The 26,162-nt window shown below is 64.6% G+C and carries 22 protein-coding genes; 16 read left to right on the plus strand and 6 right to left on the minus strand.

The window, feature by feature from the left end; translation table 11 throughout:
* Nucleotides 1–107: 107 nt before the first annotated feature.
* A complete protein-coding gene (locus AB7M16_RS02820) occupies nucleotides 108–2,840 on the plus strand; it encodes a bifunctional diguanylate cyclase/phosphodiesterase (RefSeq protein ID WP_453943076.1) in 2,733 nt (910 codons plus the stop codon).
* Between the two features lie 80 nt (nucleotides 2,841–2,920).
* Here AB7M16_RS02820 and AB7M16_RS02825 read toward each other — a convergent pair whose 3' ends face one another.
* Nucleotides 2,921–4,258, minus strand: a complete 1,338-nt coding sequence (locus AB7M16_RS02825; RefSeq protein ID WP_453943077.1) for a S41 family peptidase — start codon at nucleotides 4,256–4,258, stop codon at nucleotides 2,921–2,923.
* A 305-nt stretch (nucleotides 4,259–4,563) separates the two neighbouring features.
* Between AB7M16_RS02825 and AB7M16_RS02830 the strand changes: the two genes are divergently transcribed.
* The 6 genes from AB7M16_RS02830 (at nucleotide 4,564) to AB7M16_RS02855 (ending at nucleotide 9,822) form a co-directional block, all read left to right on the plus strand.
* Nucleotides 4,564–5,697: an alpha-hydroxy acid oxidase gene (locus AB7M16_RS02830; protein ID WP_172783604.1), complete on the plus strand. Its 1,134-nt coding sequence runs from the start codon at nucleotides 4,564–4,566 to the stop codon at nucleotides 5,695–5,697.
* A gap of 24 nt (nucleotides 5,698–5,721) precedes the next feature.
* Nucleotides 5,722–6,345, plus strand: coding sequence for an HAD family hydrolase (locus AB7M16_RS02835; RefSeq protein WP_212257216.1), 624 nt, complete (start codon nucleotides 5,722–5,724; stop codon nucleotides 6,343–6,345).
* 157 nt (nucleotides 6,346–6,502) lie between these two features.
* Nucleotides 6,503–6,706 (plus strand): hypothetical protein, encoded by a 204-nt coding sequence (locus AB7M16_RS02840; protein ID WP_128265692.1) that lies wholly within the window; start codon nucleotides 6,503–6,505, stop codon nucleotides 6,704–6,706.
* A 219-nt stretch (nucleotides 6,707–6,925) separates the two neighbouring features.
* A complete protein-coding gene (locus tag AB7M16_RS02845) occupies nucleotides 6,926–8,134 on the plus strand; it encodes a molybdopterin molybdotransferase MoeA (RefSeq protein WP_453943078.1) in 1,209 nt (402 codons plus the stop codon).
* 176 nt (nucleotides 8,135–8,310) lie between these two features.
* Nucleotides 8,311–9,012, plus strand: a complete 702-nt coding sequence (gene lexA, locus AB7M16_RS02850) for a transcriptional repressor LexA (RefSeq protein WP_036009965.1) — start codon at nucleotides 8,311–8,313, stop codon at nucleotides 9,010–9,012.
* Between the two features lie 375 nt (nucleotides 9,013–9,387).
* Nucleotides 9,388–9,822, plus strand: a complete 435-nt coding sequence (locus tag AB7M16_RS02855; RefSeq protein WP_172783599.1) for a hypothetical protein — start codon at nucleotides 9,388–9,390, stop codon at nucleotides 9,820–9,822.
* 124 nt (nucleotides 9,823–9,946) lie between these two features.
* Here the strand turns inward: AB7M16_RS02855 and AB7M16_RS02860 are convergent, their stop codons facing one another.
* The 4 genes from AB7M16_RS02860 to AB7M16_RS02875 all read right to left on the minus strand — a co-directional run bounded on the left by AB7M16_RS02860 (nucleotide 9,947) and on the right by AB7M16_RS02875 (nucleotide 14,825).
* Complete coding sequence (locus AB7M16_RS02860) at nucleotides 9,947–12,226, minus strand: ComEC/Rec2 family competence protein (RefSeq protein ID WP_453943079.1); 2,280 nt, start codon at nucleotides 12,224–12,226, stop codon at nucleotides 9,947–9,949.
* Nucleotides 12,227–12,322: 96 nt separating this feature from the next.
* Complete coding sequence (locus AB7M16_RS02865) at nucleotides 12,323–12,556, minus strand: DUF2171 domain-containing protein (RefSeq protein ID WP_172783597.1); 234 nt, start codon at nucleotides 12,554–12,556, stop codon at nucleotides 12,323–12,325.
* Nucleotides 12,557–12,752: 196 nt separating this feature from the next.
* Nucleotides 12,753–13,139: a YybH family protein gene (locus tag AB7M16_RS02870; protein WP_212257219.1), complete on the minus strand. Its 387-nt coding sequence runs from the start codon at nucleotides 13,137–13,139 to the stop codon at nucleotides 12,753–12,755.
* Between the two features lie 9 nt (nucleotides 13,140–13,148).
* A complete protein-coding gene (locus tag AB7M16_RS02875) occupies nucleotides 13,149–14,825 on the minus strand; it encodes a glutamine--tRNA ligase/YqeY domain fusion protein (RefSeq protein ID WP_172783595.1) in 1,677 nt (558 codons plus the stop codon).
* A gap of 155 nt (nucleotides 14,826–14,980) precedes the next feature.
* Here AB7M16_RS02875 and gltX point away from each other — a divergent pair, with 155 nt between their 5' ends.
* From gltX to AB7M16_RS02920, 9 genes are all read left to right on the plus strand, one after another.
* Complete coding sequence (gltX, locus tag AB7M16_RS02880; protein ID WP_453943080.1) at nucleotides 14,981–16,408, plus strand: glutamate--tRNA ligase; 1,428 nt, start codon at nucleotides 14,981–14,983, stop codon at nucleotides 16,406–16,408.
* A gap of 144 nt (nucleotides 16,409–16,552) precedes the next feature.
* Nucleotides 16,553–17,854 carry a citrate synthase gene (gltA, locus tag AB7M16_RS02885; protein ID WP_172783593.1) on the plus strand — a complete coding sequence of 434 codons (1,302 nt, stop codon included), beginning with the start codon at nucleotides 16,553–16,555 and terminating at the stop codon, nucleotides 17,852–17,854.
* A 270-nt stretch (nucleotides 17,855–18,124) separates the two neighbouring features.
* The gene (locus AB7M16_RS02890; protein WP_453943081.1) at nucleotides 18,125–19,303 is read left to right on the plus strand and encodes an ROK family transcriptional regulator; all 1,179 of its coding nucleotides are present in this window, start codon (nucleotides 18,125–18,127) and stop codon (nucleotides 19,301–19,303) included.
* A gap of 83 nt (nucleotides 19,304–19,386) precedes the next feature.
* Nucleotides 19,387–20,673, plus strand: coding sequence for an ABC transporter substrate-binding protein (locus tag AB7M16_RS02895; RefSeq protein WP_172783592.1), 1,287 nt, complete (start codon nucleotides 19,387–19,389; stop codon nucleotides 20,671–20,673).
* A 50-nt stretch (nucleotides 20,674–20,723) separates the two neighbouring features.
* Nucleotides 20,724–21,599: a carbohydrate ABC transporter permease gene (locus tag AB7M16_RS02900; RefSeq protein WP_453947119.1), complete on the plus strand. Its 876-nt coding sequence runs from the start codon at nucleotides 20,724–20,726 to the stop codon at nucleotides 21,597–21,599.
* Complete coding sequence (locus AB7M16_RS02905) at nucleotides 21,592–22,449, plus strand: carbohydrate ABC transporter permease (RefSeq protein WP_172783591.1); 858 nt, start codon at nucleotides 21,592–21,594, stop codon at nucleotides 22,447–22,449. The genes AB7M16_RS02900 and AB7M16_RS02905 overlap by 8 nt, the downstream gene beginning before the upstream one ends.
* Before the next feature lie 10 nt (nucleotides 22,450–22,459).
* Nucleotides 22,460–23,569 (plus strand): ABC transporter ATP-binding protein, encoded by a 1,110-nt coding sequence (locus AB7M16_RS02910; RefSeq protein ID WP_453943082.1) that lies wholly within the window; start codon nucleotides 22,460–22,462, stop codon nucleotides 23,567–23,569.
* Nucleotides 23,566–24,333 carry an SDR family oxidoreductase gene (locus AB7M16_RS02915; protein WP_439367245.1) on the plus strand — a complete coding sequence of 256 codons (768 nt, stop codon included), beginning with the start codon at nucleotides 23,566–23,568 and terminating at the stop codon, nucleotides 24,331–24,333. The genes AB7M16_RS02910 and AB7M16_RS02915 overlap by 4 nt, the downstream gene beginning before the upstream one ends.
* A 210-nt stretch (nucleotides 24,334–24,543) precedes the next feature.
* The gene (locus AB7M16_RS02920; protein ID WP_453943083.1) at nucleotides 24,544–24,861 is read left to right on the plus strand and encodes a hypothetical protein; all 318 of its coding nucleotides are present in this window, start codon (nucleotides 24,544–24,546) and stop codon (nucleotides 24,859–24,861) included.
* Between the two features lie 201 nt (nucleotides 24,862–25,062).
* Here the strand turns inward: AB7M16_RS02920 and AB7M16_RS02925 are convergent, their stop codons facing one another.
* Nucleotides 25,063–26,064 (minus strand): ABC transporter substrate-binding protein, encoded by a 1,002-nt coding sequence (locus AB7M16_RS02925; RefSeq protein ID WP_212257225.1) that lies wholly within the window; start codon nucleotides 26,062–26,064, stop codon nucleotides 25,063–25,065.
* Nucleotides 26,065–26,162: the final 98 nt, after the last annotated feature.

The following is a 26,162-nucleotide window of genomic DNA, read 5'->3' on the forward strand; positions in this document are numbered from 1 at the left end:
TCTCGTTAACCGCGCTTCCTAACTTAACCTCCACACCGTCCCCGTAAACCAACGGGTGTTCTCAGGCTCATGAATTGATCCTGACGTGTGCGCGGCAACGATCCAGCATGAAGATGAAATTCGGCAGTCGTCTCTTTGACCAGGTCTTCGTGCGCAGCGGACCGATCCGCTGGCTGGTGGTGGGCGGCACGCTGCTGATCGCGGCCATCGCCATAGGCTCGGTGCTGATGGCGCAGAACTTCCGGGAGCGGGCGCTGCGCAATTCCAGCCGCGAGCTGGAAAACACCGTGCTGCTGCTCGCTCATCATTTCGATCAGCAATTGCAGGACTTCGCGGTCATCCAGAAGGATTTCGTCGACCACGTCCGCACCACCGGAATTGCGACCGGAGAGGACTATCGCAAGCGCCTCTCCGGCGAGGACGTGCACCGGATGCTGCGGTCGAAGATCGAGGCGCTGCCCTATATGGGCGGCGTCAACATCATCGATGCCGAAGGCAATCTGATCAATTCGTCGACGGCATGGCCGGCCCCAAAGGTGAATGTTGCCGATCGCGCCTACTTCCGCACCTTCAAGTACGATCCCTATGCGCCTGATGTCCTGATCGAGCCGCTGCACAGCCGCATCTCCGGCGCATGGACCATTCTGGTGGCGCGGAGGGTCGTCGGACCACGCGGCGAGTTCCTCGGTATGGTCGGACGCGGCATCGAGCCCGCCAATTTCGAGAAATTCTTCGCCTCCGTCGTGCTCGGCGAAGGCGCGACGATCTCGATGCTGCATCGCGACGGCACGCTGCTCGCCCGCTATCCGCATTCCGGCGAATTAATGGGACGAAACTTCAAGACCGGTCTTTTCGAGCATCAGAGGGTGTTCGGCCTCGATCATTTCGCCGGCCGCGTCAACAGCCCCATCGACGGTGAGGACCGGCTGATCTCCTCCCATGCGCTGCCCCACTTCCCGATCCTGATGATGGCCACCACCACGCGCGCGGCGGCGCTGGCGGATTGGCGCGAGCAGATCGGCATTCTGATCTCGGTCGCGGCCTCTTCCGCGCTCGCGATTGCAGGCGTGCTGATTGCCGTCGTGCGCAAGCTGCTGGAGCAGCACCGCCTTTCGCGCGAACGGCTGACGCTGGAAAAGCAGCGGCTCGACCGCGCCGTCAACAACATGACACAGGGCCTCCTGCTGTTCGACGCCGGGCAGCGGCTCATCGTCTGCAACCAGCGCTACATCGAGATGTACGGTTTGTCGGCCGAGGTCGTGAAGCCCGGCTCAAGCTTCCGCGACATCATCGCCCATCGCAAGGCGACCGGCTCGTTCAGCGGCGACGTCGACGCCTACGTCGCGCGCGTCCTGAAGGACATCCATCTCCGCAACTCCATGGTGGTCGATACTGCCGATGGCCGCTCGATCCACATCCTCAACGAACCGCTCACGGATGGCGGCTGGGTGGTGACCCATGAGGACGTCACGGAGCGCCGTCGCATCGAGGAGCGCATCACCCACCTCGCCCATTACGACGCGCTGACGGACCTGCCCAACCGCGCCATGTTCCACGAGCATCTGCGGCAAGAGCTGGCCGCGGTCGGCGACGGCGAGCAGATCGCGGTCCATTACATCGACATCGACGAGTTCAAGGGCGTCAACGACGCGCTCGGCCATCTCGTCGGCGACGAGCTGTTGAAATCGATCGCGGCGAACCTCCGCCGCTGTGCGGGTCCGGAGGACTTCGTGGCACGACTCGGCGGCGACGAATTTGCCATCGTGCAGGGCGCGGTGACGTCGTTGGATCAGGTCAACGAGCTCGTCGCGCGCGTCTTCGACACCATCCGCACGCCGTTCGACTGCATGGGCCATCATCTCACCAGCGACGCCAGCATCGGTATCGCGCTCGCGCCGGAGCACGGCACGGCGCTCGACCAGATCCTGAAGAATGCGGACATGGCCATGTACGCGGCCAAGTCCGCCGGACGCCACACCTACCGCTTCTTCGAGCCGGACATGGACGCCAAGGTCCGCGAACGCCGCCAGCTCGAGGGCGACCTGCGCCACGCCATCGCGCAAGCAGGTCGCGAAGGCGGGCTGGAGGTCTATTACCAGCCCTGCCTCGGCCTGAAGGACGACCGCATCACCGGCTGCGAGGCGTTGGTGCGCTGGCGCCATCCCGAGCGCGGCTGGGTCTCGCCGGCCGATTTCATCCCGATCGCCGAAGACACCGGCCTGATCAACGAGATCGGCGAATGGGTGCTGGCGACCGCCTGCCGGGATGCGGCAAGCTGGCCCGACGACATCCGCCTCGCCGTCAACGTCTCGCCGGTGCAGTTCAAGAGCGGCACGCTGGCGCTGAAGATCATGGCGGCGCTCGCCGCGTCGAACCTGCCGGCGAGCCGGCTCGAACTCGAGATCACCGAGGCGGTCCTGATCCGCGACGACGATGCCGCGCTCGCGATCCTGCACCAGCTCCGCGCCATCGGCATACGCATCGCACTCGACGATTTCGGCACCGGCTACTCGTCGCTGAGCTATCTGCACCGCTTCCCGTTCGACAAGATCAAGATCGACCGCTGCTTCGTCGAGGACATCGCCCGCCCCGACGGCTCAGCCAGCATCGTTCAGGCTGTCGTCAACCTGGCGACCGCCCGCCGCATGACCACGACGGCCGAGGGCGTCGAGACCGAGGAGCAGCAGCGTCTGCTGCGCACGCTCGGCTGCTCCGAGATGCAGGGCTACCTGTTCAGCGCCGCCAAGCCCGCCGGCAAGATGCTGGAGCTGTTCGCGCTGCACCGCAGCCGGCTCGCCCAGCGCGACGGCAGCGAGAGCCGCCGCCGCGAGGTCGGCTAGGTCTTCGAAACGGCCTCCAAAGAAATCGCCCGGAAGCGGTCATCCGCTTCCGGGCAATCATGATCCGGAGCTCGTAAGGTCTAGTTCGGCACTGCAGCCTTGGTCGCAGGCTTGGCGGCGACGGCATTTGCGGTGACGCCATGGAGGAAATCGTAGGCCGCGTGCAGGGCCTTGTCGTCCTTCTCTTCCGGCGGAACGTAGGACTGCGACCCGGTCTGCTCGCTGCCGTCGGCGGCCGACAGATGGCCGCGCATCTGGGACTCCGCCATGGTGTCCATCCGCCCCTTCAGCTCGGCCGGCACGTCCTGGAGGATCTCGATGTCGGGCGCGATGCCCTGGGCCTGGATCGAGCGGCCCGACGGCGTGTAGTAGCGTGCCGTGGTCAGCGCCAGCGCGCCGTGGTCGGCGCCGAGCGGAATGATGGTCTGCACCGAGCCCTTGCCGAACGAGCGCGTGCCAATGATCGTCGCGCGCTTGTGATCATGCAGTGCGCCGGCGACGATCTCGGAGGCTGAGGCCGAGCCGCCGTTGACCAGCACCACCAGCGGCTTGCCCTTGGTGAGGTCGCCGCCATGGGCGGTGAAGCGCTGCGTCTCTTCCGGAGAGCGGCCGCGGGTCGAGACGACCTCGCCGCGCTGCAGGAAGGCGCTCGACACCGACACGGCCTGGTCGAGCAGGCCGCCAGGATTGTTGCGCAGGTCCACCACATAGCCGGCGAGCTTCTCCTGCGGGACCTGCTTGGAGACCGAGGCGATCGCCTTCTTCAGGCCGTCGGTGGTCTGCTCGTTGAAAGAGGTGATGCGGATATAGCCGATGTCGCCGTTCTCGACGTGGAAGCGCACCGGGCGCACATGGATGATCTCACGCGTGATCGCGACGTCGAGCGGCGCATCCGCGCCCTTGCGGATGATGGTGAGCTTGGTCTTGGTGTCGACCGGCCCCTTCATCTTGTTGACCGCCTGCTCGAGCGTCATGCCCTGCACGGCCTCGCCGTCGATCTTGCTGATGAGGTCGCCGGACATGATGCCGGCCTTCGAAGCCGGCGTGTCGTCGATCGGCGAGACGACCTTGACGAGGCCATCCTCCATCGTGACCTCGATACCGAGGCCGCCGAACTCGCCGGAGGTGGTCTCCTGCATCTCGGTCCAGGCCTTGGCATTCATGTAGCGCGAATGCGGGTCGAGCGAGGTCACCATGCCGGTGATCGCCCCCTCGATCAGCTTGGCATTGTCGGGCTTCTCGACATAGCTGGCCTTGACCCGCTCGAACACCGCGCCGAACAGATTGAGTTGGGCATAGGCATCATCCGCGCTCACTGCCGCCCGCGCCGCCCATACGCCGCCCTGCGGGCTGGCTACCAGAAGGGTCAGACACGCTCCGGTGAGAGCGCCCAGGGGGAACAGCAGGGATTTCCGCATGGATGAGGGTGCCTTTTGCTGGGCGGTTCTCTTGAGGCTGGGACGCGCCATGCAAATGGCGATCCAGCCCATCTCTCACAATACCATTCTGGTTTCTTCAAGGCCGGGACGCCACACAGGCGGGTCGACCGAAGAAATCCCTTCGCCTTGGCCTAAACTTTTGGCAACGTTCCGAAACTGTTTCGACGCAAGACGATAGCGGTCGGGCCGCCCACGCCTCGCAGCTATGCGATTTTAGGATGGTTTTGGAGGGCCGGACGCGATAGGCGATGGCGATAAGACTTCAAATTCTCGGGAGGACGACAATGAATGAAGCGCCCCGCATCCGGCCGGAACGGAACGTCGAGCTCGGTGCCAGCGACGAGCCGTTCCAGAACCTGCACGAGTTCGTCCGGAAGGCGCGCGCCAACCTCAACCAGAATGCCTGGGACTACATCGTCGGCGCCGCCGAGACCGAGACCACGATGCGGCGCAACCGCATGGCGCTCGACGAGATCGCCTTCCGCCCGCGCGTGCTGCGCGACGTGCGCAAGGTCGATGGCAGCGTCGAGCAGTTCGGCCGCAAGGTGCGGCTGCCGGTGGTGCTGGCTCCCGTCGGCGCACTCGAGATCTTCGATCCGGACGGCGCGGCGAGCGTCGCGCGCGCTGCAGGCACGTTCGGCGCGGCGCACATGCTGAGCTCGGTGTCCGAGCCCGGTCTCGAGAAGACCGCCGAGGCTGCCCCGGATGCACTGCGTCTGTATCAGCTCTATGTCCGCGGCGACGATGCCTTCGTCGCCGACGTCGTCAGCCGGGCCGAGAAGAACGCTTATGCCGCCTTCTGCCTGACCGTCGACACCGCCCATTACAGCCGTCGTGAACGTGACATCGCCAAGCGCTACGTTCGCGAAAGCCGCCTGCGCGCCACCGGCGGCGATTTCCAGAAGGGCCTGGAGTGGCGGACCGTGAAGATGATCAAGGACAAGTTCAAGATTCCGCTGATCCTCAAGGGCATCGCCACCGCCGAGGACGCACAGATCGCGCTCGATCACGGCGTCGAATGGATCTACGTCTCCAATCATGGCGGCCGCCAGCTCGACCACGGCCGCGGTGCCATGCATGTCCTGCCGGAGATCGTCGACGCCGTGAAGGGCCGCGCGAAGATCATGGTCGACGGCGGCTTCTGCCGGGGCACCGACATCGTCAAGGCGATCGCGGCGGGCGCCGACCTCGTCGGCATCGGCCGGCTGCAATGCTGGGCGCTGGCCGCAGCTGGCGAAGCCGGTGTCGCGCGGATGCTGGAGCTGCTCGAAGACGAGGTGCTGCGCTGCCTCGGTCTCCTGGGCGCCACCTCATTCGCCGAGATCGACAAGTCCTGCCTGCATCCGGCGACCGCCACCAACGCGCCCAGCGTGTTCAGCGCGTTCCCGCTGTTCGACCACGATCCCTATCGTTACTGAGCATACTGAAGTGAAAAGGACGCAATGACATCGCTCTCTCCCGGCAGCGCGGATGCGCTGCTGTTCGACCTCGGGCGCGTGGTGCTCGACATCGACTTCTCGAAGGCGATCGCCTGCTGGGCGGGACATGCCGGCTGCCAGCCCGAGGCCATCATCGCGCGCTATGTGCGCGACGAGGCCTACCGCCTGCACGAGATGGGCAAGATCAGCGACGCGGACTATTTCGCCTCGCTGCGATCCTCGCTCGGGATCGGTATCTCGGATGCGCAGTTCCTGGAAGGCTGGAACGCGATCTTCGCCGGTGAGATGCCCGATATCGCCGAACTGTTGCCGCGCGCGGCGAAGCGGATGCCGCTCTACGCCTTCTCCAACACCAATCGGCCGCACGTCGACTATTTCTCGAAGGAATATGCCGGTCTGCTCGGCCATTTCCGCGAGCTGTATCTGTCCTCCAGCATCGGCCTGCGCAAGCCGGATGCCGAGGCCTTCGACCATGTCGTCGCGGCGATCGGCGCGCCGGCCGAGCGCATCGTCTTCTTCGATGACCTCGCCGAGAACATCGAAGGAGCGCGGGCACGCGGCTTGACCGCCGTGCATGTCACCTCGCCACGCGACGTCGGGAACGCATTGAAAGCGCTGGGGATCTGAGCCACAGGAAGCCCCGGACGTGCTCAGTTCCAGGGGCTAAATTTGGTGGAGATGAGGAACCCAATCACTTTGTGCATTTTTATACAGAGTTCCGGGAACGGAATCCTGCCCTTCGGACTCATGAGTCCGTTGGGCCTTCTACATTGGACTGATCGACGTGCTGGGCAAGACCTATCTCACCAAGCAGGCTTCTCTCCTGCTCGAATTCGCCAGAACCACCTCGGATTCTGACCTCTCCGCCAAACTGATCAGCAAGGCCGCCGACCTGAAATCCCAGGCCGATCCGCTGCCCGACAAGGATCAGGGCCCCAAGGCGCCCGACGTCGCGGATTTCAGTCCGGGCGATCCGACGGAGCGTTGACCGATGTTGGCCGTGGCGCTCGTCATTCTCGTCCTTGCCATGGCTATCCTCGTTCCGGTCTGCCTCGCCTTCCGCATCATGCCGCGGCGGAGTTGAGCCGACCTCCTCCACCCAGCGATCACGCAGGATAAATCATCCCGCGTGCTGCTTTGCCTCACGCCTGCACTCGGCTAGAACTCTCGCCGCCCATTTACCGATGTGCTCAGCAGGAGTTCGCCCGTGGCCCTGATGCCGGTTTCTGACGCGCTCGCCGCGGTGCTGACCGGCGCCGAGCCGCTGGCTGAAGAGATGGTTCGCCTCGACGAGGCCCACCATCGTGTGCTCGCGCACGATGTCGCGGCGCGGCGCACGCAGCCGCCGGAGGCGATGTCGGCGATGGACGGCTATGCCGTGCGCGCGTCCGACGCGGCCATCGAGTCCAGGCTGACCGTCGTGGGTGAGGTCGCGGCGGGTCGGCCGTTCGCGGGAAGGGTCGGCCCCGGCGAAGCCGTGCGGATCTTCACCGGCGGCGTCGTTCCCGACGGCGCCGATGCCGTCGTGATCCAGGAAGACACAATTGCCGACGGCAAGCATGTCACGATCAAGGAAGCCGCAGTTTACGGCCGGCACATCCGCTCTGCGGGCGTCGACTTCCGCGAAGGCGACGTGCTGCTGCGCAAGGGAATCCGTCTCACCGAGCGCGATCTCGCCCTCGCCGCCGGAATGAATCATCCGCAGCTCGCGGTCATTCGCCGCCCGAGGGTCGCGATTCTCGCCACCGGCGACGAGCTGGTCATGCCGGGCACCGCGCCTGGTCCCGGTCAGATCGTCTATTCCAATGGCTATGCCCTGCACGCCCTTGCCCGCAGCGAGGGCGCCGAGACCATCGACCTCGGAATTGCCGCCGATACGCTGGAGTCCACGTCCGCCGGCATCCGCCGCGCGCGCGAGAGCGGTGCCGACATCCTGGTCACGACCGGCGGTGCGTCGGTCGGCGACCACGATCTGGTCCAGCAGGCGCTCAAGGGCGAAGGCATCGAGATGGCGTTCTGGAAGATCGCGATCCGGCCCGGCAAGCCGATGATGCATGGTCGCCTCGGCGCGATGCGCGTGATCGGCCTGCCCGGCAATCCCGTGTCGTCATACGTGTGCGCCTTCCTGTTCATGGTGCCCTTGATTCGCGCCCTGTCGGGCGGTTCAGTGATTCATCATCAGCGCGAGCGCGCCGTGCTGGGCCGCGATCTCGGCGCCAACGACCAGCGCGAGGATTATCTGCGTGCGCGGCTGGAGGTGCGCGACGACGGCACGCGCGTCGCCCTTCCCGTCAGCCATCAGGACTCCTCCCTGCTTGCGAATCTCTCTGCGGCACAGGTACTTCTCGTGCGCGCACCGTTCGCGCCAAAGGCCGAGGCCGGCACACCTTGCGAGGTGCTGCGGCTGCCCGTCTGAGATGCCCGGCCACACGCATTCCGCGAGTTCGGCCTCGTTCACCATAAATTAAGCAGTTGCGGAACACATATCGAACATATAGTGTCCGTTCATGATTTGTTTCGAGGATGTAGCGGCTTATTGCCGACTTCATCGTCTCGGAATCGAACGACATCAACCGGGGGACTTTGGTCGAGATGTTGACGCGCAAACAATACGAGCTTCTGCGGTTCATCAGCGAACGTCTGAAGGAAAGCGGCGTGCCGCCGTCCTTCGACGAGATGAAGGATGCGCTCGACCTGCGCTCGAAGTCAGGCATTCATCGCCTGATCACTGCGCTCGAGGAGCGCGGCTTCATTCGCCGCCTGCCCAACCGCGCCCGTGCCATCGAGGTGATCAAGCTGCCCGAGCTCCAGGCCGCAGCCGGCAATCGCCGCGGCTTCACCCCGAGCGTCATCGAGGGCAATCTCGGCAAGGTGCGCGCGAGCTCCAGCCCGCCCGCGGATGAGGGCGAGCGCCCCGTCGCGGTGCCCGTAATGGGCCGCATCGCGGCCGGCACGCCGATCGAGGCGCTGCAGACCCGCAGCCACACCATCAGCGTCCCGCCGGACATGCTTGGCTCCGGCGAGCACTACGCGCTCGAGGTGCGCGGCGATTCGATGGTCGAGGCCGGCATCCTCGACGGCGACATGGCGCTGATCCAGCGCAACGAGACCGCCAATACCGGCGACATCGTGGTGGCGCTGATCGACGACGAGGAGGCCACGCTCAAACGCTTCCGCCGCCGCGGCGCCTCGATCGCGCTCGAGCCCGCCAATGCCGCCTACGAGGTCCGCATTCTTCCGCCGAACCGCGTGAAGATCCAGGGCAAGCTGATCGGGCTTTACCGGAAGTACTGATACCGGAAGTAAGCGCTACGCGCGCTTCGATCGTCGATCCAAGATTGGAGCGGATACTTGTCCGCTCCGGCTGGATGGTCTTTCTGGTTCTGCGCTGACTGTTCGGCGCCTCTTCCCGCGCGACACTCGCCCATGCGGACACGCGGCCATTTCGCTCCGCCGGTAGAGTTGTGCCGACAGCGCCGATAGTGCGGGCCAAATGCAAGGACGCGAGGTTTGTTCCTATCGAATCCGGGAAAGATAATGTGATCGCGTGCTGCGGATGCGAGCCGCAGATTTGCCCATAACCGAGCAGAGCGTTGGAGGCTTCCACTCTGATAGAGGCCTGCGCCTCGAAAGAGACGCGGGTCGCTATCCCAGTATGAGGAGCACCCGATGTGTGACTATAGCCTGCATGCCGTCGCGACGCGCCCCGCCGAAGTTGGCGAGACGATCGTCACGACAACCTTCCGCGGCACCTCGACGCGCGGCTTCGCCTCCGAAGCCGATCTCTCCGTCGCGGTCTGTCTGCTGCCGGGAACGGAGCTCGCTTTCGCCGATAACGTCCGCTATGACAACCGCTGGATCTGGACGCGAACCGTCAACTCCCGCGTCGGCAAGTTCGGCAAGATCGACCCGCACATTCCCGATCGCCATCATGACGCGATCGAATTCCCGGACGGCAAGTACGTGCTGGTGACGCAGCTCGTCGAAGGCCAGCGCGCGACCGTGCTGCAATTGCCGGTGACGCAGCAAGCCATCGAGCGCGAGCACAAGCCGCAGATCGTCGCCGACACGCGGCCCACGATCACGCGCCTGCCGATCGGCTGACGCCGTCGGCCCCGACCGAAAAGTCGAGGGCCAAATTCAAATGCCATCGCCGGCCGCGGCCGGCGAGATGGTATGGTTTGCGTCCTGCGGGATCCCGTCGGACCGATTTTCCCCGCATCGATCTTCAATCGTCGGCCTGCAAGTCGGCCTCCGATGGCGTTGCGTCCCGGTTGCGAGGCACGGCCGTCTTCGGCACGAGGCTGCCGTCGAAATCCCCCTCGCCGGCGCCGGCCGGCAGCCAAGGACGGCTTGCCCCTCTCGCCCTCACCGCCTGCACCGAAAAACCCTCTCCGCTTCGCGTCAGAGCCAGCGCGCCCTGACTGGCAAGACGCGCCCGATCGACCACCATCGCCGCGCAATCGGGCGGCGCGGGCCGCGCCGTCACCACCAGCGCGGCGCGGCTGCAATCATCGGCCAGCGCGTCGATGCGCGTCGCCAACGCGATCAGCCGTCCGTCCGCGAGCGGCGCCACGCAACCGGACTCGTCACATGACACGCTGCTCGCCAACGAGGCGTTGCCGGCATCACGCGGATCGGCATCGGCGGCCAGCCACTCCTTCAGCAGGAAGCTGTCCTTGCTGGCGCGGATCACTTGCAAGCGCCCATCCCCGCCCCGGACCGCGACGCTCGCGCCATCCCCGGCAATCAGGACATCAGGCTGGCGCACCGACAGCCCCCAGAGGATCGCCGCCAGCAGCACCAGGGCGCCGGACCAGCGCAAGGGCGTGCGCAACAGGCCCATCACGATGAGCCCGAGGCTCGCCGCGATCAGCGGCGCGATCCCAAACGCCGGAATGCGGCCGACGGCGCCCGGCAGGGCCGCCACCCAGCGCGCGACCAGGACCATCCATTCGATGCCGATTCCCATCAACCACCAGAACACGCCGTCGAGCCCGAATGGGGCCGCGAGCAGTCCCAACAGCCCGGCCGGCATCACCAGCGCCGAGACCACCGGCATGGCGCCGAGATTGGCGAGCACGCCGTATGGCGTCACGCGATGGAAGTGGAAGGCGGCGTATGGCGTGGTCGCGAGCCCCGCGATCAGCGAGGCCAGGAACAGCATCGCGATCTCGCGGCCGCCCCACAGCGCGATCCGCGCCGTCGCGGAATGATCGGGTGAGGCGAGCAGGTTCGGCATGCCGATCTGCACCAGCGCGACCAGCCCGAGCGTCGCCGCAAACGACATCTGGAAGCTCGGATGCACCAGCGCCTCCGGCGCGACCGCGAGCACGATCAGCGCCGCCACCGCCAGCGTGCGGAAGGTGATGGCGCGGCGATCGACCATGACGGCGATCAACACCACTGCCGTCATGAAGAACGATCGTTGCGTCGCGACTTCCGCGCCCGACAGCAACAGGTAGAACGCCGCCGCGACCAGCGCAGCGGCCGCCGACCATTTCTTGATGGCAAAGCCGGCCGCCAGCCCCGGGATCAAGGCCAGCAGCGCGCGCACCGCGAAGAAGACGACGCCCGCGACGACCGCCATGTGATAGCCGGAGATCGACAGCACATGGCCGAGCCCCGAGACGAACATGGCATCGTTGACCGGCGCGGTAATCGCATCGCGCCGCCCCGTGAGCAGCGCCGTTGCGATCGCCCGGTTGTCGCCTTCGAGCGTTGCGCGGATGCGCGCGTCGATCGCATCGCGCAGGCCCTGCATGAAGGCGGCGTAGCGCAGCCGCAGGCCGCCGGCATCCGGCGGCCTGGACGCCGTGATCGCGCCCATCACGAAGCCGGAGGCACCGATGCTCTGGAAGAACATGTCGCGCGAGAAATCATAGCTGCCGGGCCGCACCGGCGAGATCGGCGGCAGCAGCCGCGCCTTCAATTGCACGAAGCTGCCGACCTCCGGCGCCGTGCCCTTGCGCACCGAGAGGCGGACGCGCTCGAGCTTGACGTCAATGCGCTGCGCCTCCATCGCGCTGACGCGCAGCACGAAGCGATCGGTACGCTCGCGAATGTCGCGCGCTTCCACGAAGCCCGACAGCGACACCGAATAAAGCGGCTTGGCGAGCACGGGATGGGCGACGCGCGCCGTCTTCCAGGTCGCCATGGCAAATCCGGCGGCGACCGCCGCGATCATGATGGCAGGAGCAAACAGCGGGCTCCGCCGGAGCAACACCGCGCCGAGCATCAGCGCGATGGCCGTCGCGGCAACCACCCACAGCACCGGCTCATGATCGGCGGCGAAATAAAGCGCAATGCCGCCGCCAAAGGCGACGGGCACCCACGGCAACAGCCGGCCTGGCCCGGCCTCGGCGCGCGCCCACTGGTGCAGCATTTCGACGATGGCCGGCCAGATGCCAAACCCCGCCGGCGCAAAGCCACCGGCCGGGGCGGCGCGGCCGACCGGCCACGTCCCGGCAACTCCCTGGGAGCGTCCTGGCCGCCCCGGCTCCGCCATTCCCCTGCACCTTGCGATACGCGACGGGTGCGGAGGCTACCGGACCGTGCGGCTGCGCGAATAGCGGTACAGATCGGGAACAGGCGACGGAGCGCCCTACTTTTCCTCTTCCATCGTCACGGCGACGTCCGCCTTGGCGGACAGCCGCACCTTGTTGCCTTCAACATCGGCAACGAGGCCCTTGTCGATGAAATGATGGTGGCCCTTGTGGCTGCCCTCGCCGCTGTCCTTTCTGGTCAGCTTGATGCGGTTGCCCTCTACCCTGTCGACGGTGCCGACATGGACACCGTCGGCGCCGATGACTTCCATATGCTCTGCGATGTTCTGCATGGCGGGATCCTTGGTTGGGATCGCGGCCAACGCGGCAGGCGCGCGTTCGTTTCAATCGTCATTCCGGGGCGCGACGAAGTCGCGAGCTATGATGCGCAATTGCGCATCTGAGATTCCATAACCACCATCGTGAGTATGGATTCCGGGCTCGCGCCGAGTGGCGCGCCCCGGAATGACGACACTGATGGAACGACCGTTAAATCAGCGGCGCCTGCGATGAGGCGTGGTGATTGACGATCTTCCAGTCGCCTTCCTCGCGGATGATGACCCAGCTCATCTTGACGACGAGGTCGTCCCGCTCGCCGGCGAGATCGAACGTGATGATCGCGGCCATGTTGATCAGGTCAGGGCCGGCCTGCGCGGCGTACACGTCGGAGAAGGTCGCGCTCGGCCTGCGCCAGCGCGGCAGGCCGTTGAAATAATCGGCAACGCCGTCCCTGCCCCGATAGAGTTTTGGGTTCGAGCCGAAGAAGAACGCGTTCTTCGCATAGAGCGAGGACAGCGCGGCCGCATCGAGCGTCGCGAAGCCGGCGCACCATTTCGCGATGATGGCGGAAACGATGGCGTCGGCTTCGCTGCTCATGCCCTCGCCTCAGCCCTTCGCGACTTCCTTGGCGAACGTATCGCGCAAGCCGATCGTGCGCGAGAACACCGGCTTGCCCGGCGTCGAGTCCTTGTCGCGGACGAAATAGCCCTGGCGCTCGAACTGCATCGGCTCGGTCGAATTGCTCTCCGCAACGGACGCCTCGACCCGCGCATCGGCGAGGATCTCGAGCGAGTTCGGGTTGAGATCGGCCGCGAAGTTCGAAGCGTCCGGGCTCGGATTGGCGAACAGCTGGTTGTAGATGCGGATCTCCGCCGGCTTGGACGTCGCCGCCGGCAGCCAGTGCATGGTCGCCTTGACCTTGCGACCGTCGGGCGCGTTGCCGCCCTTGGTCGCGGGATCATAGGTGCAGCGCAGCTCCACCACCTCGCCCTGGTCGTTCTTGATCACGCCGGTGCACTTGACGAAATAGGCGTAACGCAGCCGCACCTCGTTGCCCGGCGACAGGCGGAAGAACTTCTTCGGCGGGTTCTCCATGAAATCGTCCTGCTCGATATAGAGCTCGCGGCCGAACGTGATCTTGCGCGTGCCGGCGCTAGCGTCGTCCGGATGATTGATCGCCTCGAGCTCCTCGGTCTGTCCTTCCGGATAATTCTCGATCACGACCTTGAGCGGCCTCAAGACTGCCATGCGCCGCTGCGCCGTGCGGTTCAGCTCCTCGCGGATGCAGAACTCCAGCATGCCGACATCGACGACGCTGTTTGCCTTGGCGACGCCGATGCGCTTGACGAATTCGCGCAATGCGGCCGGCGGCACGCCGCGGCGGCGCATGCCCGCCATGGTCGGCATGCGCGGATCGTCCCAGCCGGCGACATGACCCTCGCGGACGAGCTGCGTCAGCACGCGCTTGGACAGCAGCGTGTAGGTCAGGTTGAGGCGCGCAAACTCGTACTGGTGCGGTTTGGACGGCACCGGCAGCTTCTCGATGAACCAGTCGTAGAGCGGCCGGTGGTCCTCGAACTCCAGCGTGCAGATCGAATGCGTGATGCCTTCAATCGCGTCCGACTGGCCGTGGGCATAGTCGTAGCTTGGATAAATGCACCATGCGTTGCCGGTGCGCGGATGGTGCGCATGCAGGATGCGGTACAGCACGGGGTCGCGCAGGTTGATGTTGCCCGCGGCCATGTCGATCTTGGCCCGCAGCACACGCGCGCCGTTGGGGAATTCGCCGGCCTTCATGCGGCGGAACAGGTCGAGATTCTCCTCCACCGAGCGGTCGCGGAACGGCGAGTTCTTGCCGGGCTCGGTCAGCGTGCCGCGCGAGAGGCGGATCTCCTCCTGGGTCTGGTCATCGACATAAGCGAGGCCGTCGCGGATCAGCTGCTCCGCCCATTCATACAGGCGGTCGAAATAGTCCGAGGCGAAAAACAGGTTCTTGCCCCAGTCGAAGCCGAGCCAGCGCACGTCGGCCTGGATGGAATCGATATATTCCTGCTCTTCCTTGACCGGATTGGTGTCGTCGAAGCGCAGGTGGCAGCGGCCCGGAAACTCCTGGGCGATGCCGAAGTTGAGTGCGATCGACTTGGCGTGGCCGATATGCAAATAGCCGTTCGGCTCCGGCGGGAACCGGGTCACGATCTCCTTGTATTTGCCCTGGTCGAGGTCGGCCTGGATGATGTCACGAATGAAATCGCGCCCAACCTCAGCTGCCACCGGTTCTGTCATTACGAAAATCCTGTAGGGAAATCAGCGGTTCTTCTGCCAAATTCGCGTGGCCGCGCCAAGAGCTTAAGCAAGGCCTGTCAGGTCCGCCGTCGCCCTTTAGTTATGTCCCGTTCCTGCTATACACCACCGCCTCCAATGCATAGGCCCTGCCAAGAATGTCCGATTCCGTCGTCACGCGCTTCGCTCCCTCGCCGACCGGCTTCCTCCATATCGGGGGCGCCCGCACGGCGCTGTTCAACTGGCTCTTTGCCAAGAAGCACGGCGGCAAGATGCTGCTGCGGATCGAGGACACCGACCGCGAACGCTCCACGGAGGCGGCAATCGGCGCCATTCTGGATGGGCTCAAGTGGCTCGAGCTCGGCTGGGACGGCGAGGTCATCTACCAGTTCGCCCGCGCCGCCCGGCACCGCGAGGTCGCCGAGCAGCTGCTGGCCGACGGCAAGGCCTACCGCTGCTACGCCACCGCCGAGGAGCTCGCCGCCATGCGCGAGAAGGCGCGGGCGGAAGGGCGCACCCGCCTCTATGACGGCATGTGGCGCGACCGCGACCCCGCGGCGGCTCCGAGCGACGTCAAGCCCACCATCCGCCTGCGCGCGCCGCAGACCGGCGAGACCGTGATCGAGGACCAGGTCCAGGGCCGCGTGGTCTGGCAGAACGAGAACCTCGACGATCTCGTCCTGCTGCGCGGCGACGGCAACCCGACCTATATGCTCGCGGTGGTGGTCGACGACCACGACATGGGCGTCACCCACGTGATCCGCGGCGACGACCACCTGATCAACGCCGCCCGGCAGAAGCAGATCTACGATGCGATGGGCTGGGCGCTGCCGAGCATGTCCCACATCCCCCTGATCCACGGCCCGGACGGCTCGAAACTGTCCAAGCGGCACGGCGCGCTCGGCGTCGATGCCTACCGCGCCATGGGCTACCTGCCGGCTGCGCTGCGCAACTACCTCGTCCGGCTCGGCTGGAGCCACGGCGACCAGGAGATTTTCTCGACCGAGGAGATGATCGAAGCGTTCGATCTCGCCAGCGTCGGCCGCGCCGCCGCCCGCTTCGATTTCGCCAAGCTGGAAAACCTCAACGGCCATTACATCCGTCACGCCGACGATCAATCACTCGTGAAGATGTTCGAGGACGTGCTCGACCACATCGTGCCGAGCCGCGACGAGATTAAGGCCAAATTAAACGACACCACGCGCGCGCAGCTGCTCAAGGCCATGCCGGCCCTCAAGGAGCGTGCCAAGACGTTGATCGAGCTGATCGACGGCGCCCATTTCATCTTCGCCGACCGGCCGCTGGCGCTCGATCCCAAGGCGGAGGCGCTGCTGACGCCCGAGAACCGCAAGCTGATCGGCCAGCTTCATTCCGCGCTGGAGAAAGTCGAGACGTGGAGCGGCGCCACCACGGAGGCCGCGCTACGCGCCTTTGCGGAGGAAAATAATCTCAAGCTCGGCGCGGTCGCCCAGCCGCTCAGGGCGGCGCTCACCGGACGGACGACGTCGCCCGGCATATTTGAGGTTTTGGACGTGCTGGGCCGCCAGGAAAGCCTCGCCCGGCTCAAGGATCAGGCTACGACGTAAGTCGACCATGCGTGCGGCGATCTTGCAGCGCACATAGCAATAATATACCCATCTCCCCCACATTCTGGAACATCCGGCCTGCCCCCATGGTCGCCCTGGGGGCCTCCGGCTCCGGCCCGTTTCACCACACATCGGGGACCTCTGATGGACGCAAAACCAAGCCCAAAGACCGCGACGCTGACGGTCGGAAACAACAATTTCGATCTCCCGATCCTCAGCGGCAGCGTCGGGCCTGACGTCATCGATATTGGCAAGCTTTACGGCCAGTCCGGCCTGTTCACCTACGATCCGGGCTTCACCTCGACCGCGAGCTGCCAGTCCAAGATCACCTATATCGACGGCGACGCGGGCGTGCTGGAATACCGCGGCTACCCGATCGAGCAGCTCGCCGAGCACGGCGACTTCCTGGAGACCTGCTACCTCCTGCTCTACGGGAACCTGCCGACCGCCGCGCAGAAGAAGGATTTCGATTACCGCGTGACCCATCACACGATGGTGCACGAGCAGATGGCCCGCTTCTTCCAGGGCTTCCGCCGCGACGCCCATCCGATGGCGATCATGGTTGCGGCCGTCGGCGCCCTCGCCGCGTTCTATCACGACTCCACCGACATCAACGATCCGAAGCAGCGCATGATCGCCTCCATGCGCATGATCGCGAAGATCCCGACGCTAGCCGCGATGGCCTACAAGTACACCGTCGGCCAGCCCTTCGTTTATCCGAAGAACTCGCTCGGTTTCGCCGAAAACTTCCTGAACATGTGCTTCGCGGTGCCCTGCGAAGACTACAAGGTCAGCCCGGTGCTCGCGGATGCGCTGGAGAAGATCTTCATCCTGCACGCCGATCACGAGCAGAACGCCTCGACCTCGACGGTGCGCATCGCCGGCTCCTCGGGCGCAAACCCGTTCGCCTGCATCGCGGCCGGCATCGCCTGCCTCTGGGGCCCGGCCCATGGCGGCGCCAACGAGGCCGCGCTGAACATGCTCTATCAGATCGGCACGGTCGACAAGATCCCCGAGTTCATCGCCAAGGTGAAGGACAAGAACTCCGAAGTCCGCCTGATGGGCTTCGGCCACCGGGTCTACAAGAACTACGATCCGCGCGCCAAGATCATGCAGAAGATGTGTCATGCCGTGCTCAAGGAGACCGGCCATGGCGACGATCCGATGCTGAAGGTGGCGATGGAGCTCGAGAAGATCGCGCTCAGCGACCAGTACTTCATCGACCGCAAGCTCTACCCGAACGTCGACTTCTATTCGGGCATCACGCTGAAGGCGATGGGCTTCCCGGTCTCGATGTTCACCGTGCTGTTCGCGGTCGCCCGCACCGTCGGCTGGATCAGCCAGTGGAGCGAGATGATCGAGGATCCCCAGCAGAAGATCGGCCGCCCGCGCCAGCTCTACACCGGCGTCGCCAAGCGCGATTACGTTCCGATCGATAAGCGGTAACAATCGGCCATCACGCCTTTTCGAAACGGCGCCATCGCAGGATGGCGCCGTTTTTTCGTTTGCGAGACAGCCTTGTAGGGTGGGCAAAGCGCAGCGTGCCCACCACCTCTCGCGACTGATAGGAAGTCGTGGGCACGCTTCGCTTTGCCCACCCTACGAAACCGGTTGCTGCCGCGCACAACAACAAGTCGGATCATCGCGCCAGCCAGCGCTTGACAGCCGAAACGCTTCGCGCGCAAATTCTTACACTAAGTAAGAATGACGACAGGGATGGAAATGCCGGAGCAGCCGAGAAGTCGGCGGCAGACGCGCGCTGCCATTTTGACTCATCTGCTTCAGTCGGGCGGCTCGTTTCGTCCGCCACTGGCCAAGGCCGTGCGCCTGTCGGAAGCGAGCCTGTCGCGCATCCTGCTTGACTTGAAGGCCGAAGGCCTGATCGAGGAAGTGCGGCGCCCTGCCCCTTACGTTGGTGGCCCGACCGGCCTCGTGTCGCTCGACGGCGCGGTGGCGCTTGGGGCTCTGGAGCTGACCGGCCAATGGCTCGGCGTCGGCGTTGGCAGTCTGTCCGGCGAACTGCATTACACCGAGCACGTGCCGCTGCCGAAGAAGCCGACGGTCGACTCCGTTGGCGATGTCTTTCGCGAGGCACTGGCCTTGCTGCACGACTGGACACGGCGGCGCCGCATCAGGCTAGTGCAGATCGGCGCGACCGTTCCGGGCCTCGGCCGTCTCAGCGTATCAGGCAATCCGATCATTCCCTGTGACGTCGAACGTATCAGCAGCATGTTCGGCGAGATGTTCGCGGGCGTGCCTGTTGCCTTCACCAATTCGGTGGTGGCGCACGCCGCCTTTCATCGTTGCCGTAACGAGGACTATCCCTTTAGCGATCCACATCTGTTCGTGTTCGTCGGCCAGGGCGTCGCCGGCGCCTGGGTGGATGATCCTAGCGAAGATGACGCGCTCGACCCGGTCGAGCTCGGCCACATGGTGTTCGGCACCGACGGCCCCCGCTGCCGCTGCGGTCATCATGGCTGCGTCGAAGCCTATACGTCGCTGCCGGCGCTGGCCGAGCTGCTGCATATGACGGAAGCAGAATTGCTACAGCTCGGCCATGATTGGGTGACCGCGATTCCTCTCACGTCCAGGGTGCGCCAGGAATTGCGCCAGCGGCTGTTCCGGCTTGGTCTCGCCATCGGCAACACATTGAACGTCAAACCATGCCGCGGCGTAGTCGTCAGCGGCTGGCCATCGCTGCTCGCCGAGAAGGAGCGAAAGGCCGTGATCGACGGGATCGACGCCTGCCTGCTCGGCGGACGCAAATTGGCGCAGGTCTCCGTCGCCTTCGTGCCGCCGTCGACCGGCAACGATCCGCAGGCTGCGCTCGCCTTCGCCGCGTTTTGCCTGGCGAGATCTGGCGGCATGCCGTCCGCATCGACGGAGGCCGCCTGAATGACTTAAGCCGCGCGCGGCTCGCGCACGCCAACAACAGCGCCAAAAATGGCGTAAGCAACTTCACACCGGGAGGAACTGCCATGCCGATCACAACAACAAGGCGTCGTCTGCTCGCGGGATCTGCTGCCGCGCTCGCATTTCCGCACCTTGCCCGCGCGCAAGGCGCAGTCAAGCCGCGCCTCACCGCAATCTCGCAATGGTCCGCCGGCAGCGACGGCGCCGCCATCACCGCGCTCGGCAAGAAGTTCGAGGAGAAAGGCGGCGTCTGGCAGCACTCGCCCGTCCCCGGCTTCACCACGGACATGATGAACAAGTTGCGTGCGCAGATCATTGCCGGCGATCCGCCGGCCTGTTCGCAACTCAAGGGCCCCGAGATCGCGGCCTGGTCGAAGATCGCGCCGACCGTCGACCTCGACGCCGTGGTCGCGGCTGCCGGCTACGAGAAGGTCGTTGCGCCGGACCTTGCAAAGCTGCACAAGCCGACCGGCAAGTGGATTGCACTGCCGCTACAGATCTACAGCACAAACATGCTGTTTCTCTCCAAGCGCGGAATGGATAAGGCCAAGGCCGACAAGATCCCGGTCACCTGGGCTGACTTCAATGACCTTGCCGAGAAAATGAAGTCGGCCGGCATGGCCTACCCCATCGCCAACGGCGGCACCCGCGCCGACGACGGGCAGAAATTCGAGGCGTCCCTGGCCGGCATCAGCCCGACGGCATACCGCGCCGCCTGCATGAATCTCGACAAGAAGGCGCTGGAGGGCCCTGAGATGAAGGCAGCCTTCGCGCAGACGCGCAAGATCTCCAACTGGTGTGATCCCAATGTCGGCGTCCAGCCCTATGCCACCAATTTGAAGCGCTTCGTCGACGGCGACATGGGCATGCTGATCATGGGCGGCTGGGCCCAGGGCGTATTGAAAAACGCCGGCTTCAAGTTTGACGACTACGTCATCACCCCCGGCCCCAGTGACAACGGCAAGCCTGTCTTCCTGTTGAATGCCGATGCCTTCATCTTCTGGCAGCGCAAGGAGGCCGATCTCCAGGCCGGCCAGATGTTGATGGCCCAGCTCGTGATGGATCCGGCGATCCAGACCATGTATTCGCAAATCACGGGATCGATCCCCGTGCGTACCGATGTCGACCTGTCCGGCGAGGGCTGGTCGGATGGTCAACGGACAACCGCGGCCGCATTGAAGAATGCCATGGGCAACAATCAGGCCGTCCTGAGCCTCGCGCACAACATGGCCCAGGAAAACGGCCTGACCGCGGCGATGATCGACGTCATCACTGAATATGTGAAGAACAAGACGATCAAGCCGGAGGAGGCCGTCAGCCGCCTCGCCGACGCCGTCGAGGGCGCACGTTGACCGACGTCGTCTCGACAGCAACACGGCCGGGCCGGGCGGCGACCCCGGAGATGGTGCGCCGGCTGCCCGAATTTCTGATGATCTGGGTGCCGCTGCTGTTATCCGCAGCGCACCTCATCTCCTTTTCGCTATGGACCATTTGGATTTCGTTTACGCCCTCCACCCTTGTTCCCGTTACGGGCTGGGTTGGTTTGCGCAACTACAATTCGGTCCTGACGTCGCGAAATTGGCAGATTGCCTTCGACAATCTACTGCTGTTCGGCAGTGCTTTCGTGCTGCTCAGCTTGATTACCGGTCTCTTGCTCGCGATCCTGCTCGATCAGCGCATTCGCGGCGAGAACGTGCTGCGATCCATCTTCCTCTATCCCATGGCCGTGTCGTTCGTCGTCACAGGCACGGTGTGGAGCTGGCTGCTCAATCCCGGCATCGGGATCGAGAAGCTCGTCCATGATCTCGGCTGGATGGCCTTCAAGTTCGATTGGCTGGTCAACCGCGACATGGCCATCTGGACCATTGTCATCGCCGCGATCTGGCAATCCTCGGGCTTTGCCATGGCCCTCTTCCTGGCCGGCCTCCGCTCCGTCGATTCCGAGATTCTCAAGGCGGCACAGATCGACGGTGCCGGGCCAATCCGAACCTATTGGCGCGTCATTCTGCCGACGCTTTGGCCGATCACCGTCACGGTCATCGTTGTCCAGTTGCAGTTTGCGATCTCGGCCTTCGACCTCGTCCGCGCCCTCACCAATGGGGGGCCAGGAATCGCGACCCAGCTGCCGGCGCTTGTTGTCTATGATTTGATGTTCCAACGCAGCCAGCTCGGCCGGGGCGCGGCTGCGGCGGTGCTGATGCTGCTCATTCTGCTAGCGGTGCTGCTCCCTTATGCGGCGTGGCGCTATGTCCGACAACGGCGGGCGGCCCATGCGTGACCGAAGCTTCGCCCCAAGCCGCGCTCTGATCTATCTGATCGTAACCTTGTTCGCGGCCGCCTACCTCGCGCCGCTGGTCGTCGTCATTCTGAACTCGCTCCGGACCAATGAGGAGATCGCGCAGAGCTCGATGATCGGCTGGCCGCAACACTGGGCGTTTGGCAATTATGCCCTGGCCTGGAGCGGCTTTTGCGTTGCCGAGACCTGCGCCGGCATCCGGCCCTATATGATCAACTCCGCGCTCGTCACGATTCCTGCGACGATCATCTCGACCCTGCTCGGCGCTATTGCAGGGTACGCCATATCACTCTGGCGCTTTCGGGGCGATAACTGGATCTACGGCATCGTCACCCTTGGCCTCTTCCTGCCCCAGCAGATGCGCCTCTTGCCCTGGACGATCGTGTTGCGGGACATCGGGCTGATCAACACGCTGACGGGCCTCGTGCTGATCCACACCATCCAGGGGCTGTCCTTCACGGTGCTGTTCTGCCGCAACTACTATATCGCCATTCCGCACGAGCTGATCCGGGCCGCACGCATCGATGGCGCCGGCTTCTTCCGCATCTTCTGGCGCATCATCCTGCCGCTCTCGGCACCCATCCTGATCGTCACGGTGATCTGGCAGTTCACCCATATCTGGAACGAATTCCTCTATGGCGTGACCTTCACGACCGGCCAGCAGCAGCCCGTGACGGCCGCGCTCATCGCACTGTCTACCCCAGTCGCAGATATCCCCAAGCAAGGTGTGCAGAGCGCCGCGGTGATCATCGCAGCCCTGCCGACTTTGCTGATCTATCTGTTCGGCGGCAAGTACTTCGTCCGCGGCCTGACTGCCGGGGCCGTGAAATGATGGAGTTGTCATGGCAGCACTGAGCATTCGCGCCCTCTCCAAGCGTTACGCCAATCTGGAAGTGCTGAAGGACATCGCGCTCGACATCGAGAGCGGCGAGTTCACCGTGCTGGTTGGCCCGTCCGGCTGCGGCAAGTCCACCCTGCTCAACATCGTTGCCGGGCTCGACCGCCCGAGCGCGGGAACGATCGAAATCGGCGGCCGCGTCGTCAACGACGTCGCGCCGAAGGACCGCGACATCGCCATGGTGTTCCAGTCCTACGCGCTCTATCCCTCCATGACCGTGCGCCAGAACATCACCTTCGGGATGGAATGCCGTCACGTTCCCAAGGCCGAGCAGGACGCTGCGGTCGCGAATGTCGCAAAACTGCTCCAGATCGAGCCGCTGCTCGGCCGCAAGCCGTCGCAATTGTCCGGCGGCCAGCGCCAGCGCGTGGCGATGGGGCGCGCGCTGGTGCGCAATCCCCTGCTCTTCCTGTTCGACGAACCGCTCTCCAATCTCGACGCCAAGCTGCGCGTCGAGATGCGGATGGAGATCAAGCGCCTGCACCAGCGCATCGGCGCCACCATCGTCTATGTCACCCACGACCAGATCGAGGCGATGACGATGGCGACGCGGATCGCCGTGATGCATCAGGGCAGCGTGCAGCAATTCGCCGACCCCGACACCGTGTACCGCTATCCGGCCAATCTGTTCGTCGCACGCTTCATGGGCTCGCCGCCGATGAACACCATGCCGGCGCGGCTGGAGGCCGAAAATGACGGGCCGGTCGTCGTGATCGGCGCAGGACGGCCCGACGAGCTTCGTCTGCGCCTGAGGGGATATGACGCCGCAGCACCCTTTGTCGGGCGCAAGGTGGTGTTCGGAATCAGGCCGGAATGCATCGCCGAGGGCAGCCGCACGTTTTCCAGCGAAGCGCCTGTCCTCGTCGAGGCGCCGGTGGAGCTGGTCGAGCCGACAGGTGCCGAGACCATGGTGTTGCTGCGGCTCGGGGGCGAGCCCGCGATGGCGCGGGTCTCGCCGGATATCCGCCCCGCGCCCGGCACGTCCGCCGCCTTCGCGCTCGACACCCGCCGCATTTGCCTGTTCGACCCCGAGACGGAGCGCCTGATCGCATGACGAAGACGACCTATTCCAGCCTTGCCGGCCGCGTGGTGTTGATCACCGGGGGCGCCAGCGGCATCGGCGCCGCCTTCGTTCGCGCCTTTGCGACCCAGGGCGCCCGGATCGCCTTCTTCGACATCGATAGGGACGCGGGCGAAGCCCTGGGGCGGGAGATAGCGGCCTCGTCCGGGACTGCGCCGCTGTTCGTGCCCTGCGATCTCCTCGACATCGATTCCCTGCGCAGCGCGATGGCGGAGGCGCACCGTTCGCTTGGCGACGCCGCCGTTCTCGTCAACAACGCCGCCAACGATCAGCGCCAGGTTCTCGCCGAGGTGACGCCGGCCGAGTTCGACTGGATGATCGGCGTCAATCTCAAGCACGTCTTCTTCGCAGCGCAAGCGGTGGTGCCGCAGATGCAGGCGCGCGGCGGCGGCTCGATCATCAACATGTCGTCGATCGCCTGGATGCGCGGCGCGCCGGCGCTGCCGGTCTATGCCGCGGCGAAAGCGGCGATCGTCGGCATCACGAACTCGCTGGCGCGGTCGGTCGGTCCCGACCGCATTCGGGTCAACGCGATCGCGCCGGGCATGGTGATCACCGAACGCCAGCGCCGGCTGTGGTATCCGGACGATCGGGTCATCGCCGAGATCCGCTCGCGCCAGGCCGTTCCGGATGCGGTGACGCCCGAGGACATCGCCAACATGGCGCTATTCCTCGCCTCCGACGAAAGCCAGCGCATCACCAGCCAGTGTTTTCGGGTCGACGGCGGACTTGCCTAGGGCGTGTGCTCATAAAAATCGTTTCGGGTCCGCATTGCTGTCCGAGTGAGACGTCAAACACACACGTCAATGCATGCCGCTGGGCCAATCGGCGCCTTGAGCGCAGCCCACCTGATCGCAAGATGTGATTTTCGACAATGCGATTGGAGAGCTAGGAAACCTTGGGGAGTTCGCGCGTTTACGGGCCGGAGCAAGCGATGGAGGAGAACCATGCGAACAGCAACTCTCGCATTGATTGTAGTTGCCGGGAGCGCAATTGCCTTCCAAGCAACGGCCCAACAGCAAAAGGCTGCACCCAGTGAGCAAACCAAGGAGGAGATGAACCGCGATGTAGACCAAGGGCTCAAGGCTGGCCAGCCCAACGAGCAGATGCAGCGCGATGCCGACAAAGGGATCAAGACCCGCAACTCCGGAGAGTCCGGATACGTTGCCGATCAAGACAAGCCGGCCGCTTCTGCGCATCCTCCGGGCCGACCGGGAAGTGAACAGACCACGGGTTCGGGTGGCCAGACCAGCACTCCGAAATAGAATACCTGGTGATGGCGAGTGGCGGCCGGAAATGGCCATCTCACCATTCGCATTCGGGTCCTGGACTATCGGCCGCCGACCAAATCGCCTTCCGGGTCCACCAGCGGCGGTCCGCCGCTCGACGCGTCAGGTCCGGTTCTCCCCAGGGAGCGGCCCCTTTCCACTGCTCAAGGCAGTTCGGTTGGGGCCATCAATAGCAAATTATTCGATCACCTCGTCGGCGCGGGCCAGCAGCGCCGGGGGAAGGGTCATGGCGAATGCTTTTGCCGTCTTCATATTGATTAGAAGTTCAAATCTGGTCGCCTGATAAATCGGAATGTCACCCGGTTTGGCTCCTTTCAGGACTTTGTGCACGTCATCGGCCAACTGCCTGAACAGCTCCGCGAGATTGAGAGCATAACCCATCAGTACGCCGGCTTCGACGTAATCGCGGTACGGACATATCGTCGGCAGGCGTTTTTTCATGGCGAGCTCGGCGATGAGCTGGCGGTTGGCGTAAAGATCACCCTCTCCGCTCACCAGCACGGCATCCGGCCGTTGCTCCGATATCGCATCGAAGACACGCTCAATCTCCGACGGCTTCCCCTCCTGCGGGAAGACAAAAGCCAGTGAGATTCCCAGACGCGCGGAGGCATTTCGCAAGACTTGGCCGACAGACCCTTCCCATCCGCCGCGCATCCCCAGAAATACGGCCTTTTGCATCGAAGGAATGGCTTCTTTCAAGAACTCCAGCCGCTTGCCCCAGATCTCGATGCCGGCATCAAGCGTGATGCCGGTGAGATTGCCGCCGGGCCGCTGCAGATTGGTCACCAGCCCCGCCTGCAGCGGGTCCAGCATGAAAGCAACGATCGGTATCGTACTGGTTGCCGCCTTGAACATGGTTACGACGGGATTCGTTCCGGTGACGATGACATGCGGATTGCGAGTCACGATTTCACGGACCACGTCGGCATAACGGTCGTGGCGCCCCTCGGCCCAGTAGCGCTCGATGATCAGATTTTGTCCTTCTACGTAACCCAAACGGCGCAACTCACCGAAAAAGGCACGCCATGCGCTGCCCCCGCCCGTTTCAGTCAGAAGCGTCGGGGGGATTGCCGGATGGAACATCGCCAGCAGCGGCGGTCTCGCCGCTTGCTGCGCGCGCGCCGCCAGCGGCGAGACCGCCGCGCCGCACAGCAGAGTAATGAGCTCGCGTCGCCTCACTGCCAGGCCTCCGCACGCTGACCAAAATGATAGCACACCTCGACAAGGCGGGAGACTGCTGCGCTGCGGAATTCCGGCCCGAGCTTAGGCCTGGACTG

The organism is Bradyrhizobium sp. USDA 372, assembly GCF_053629095.1.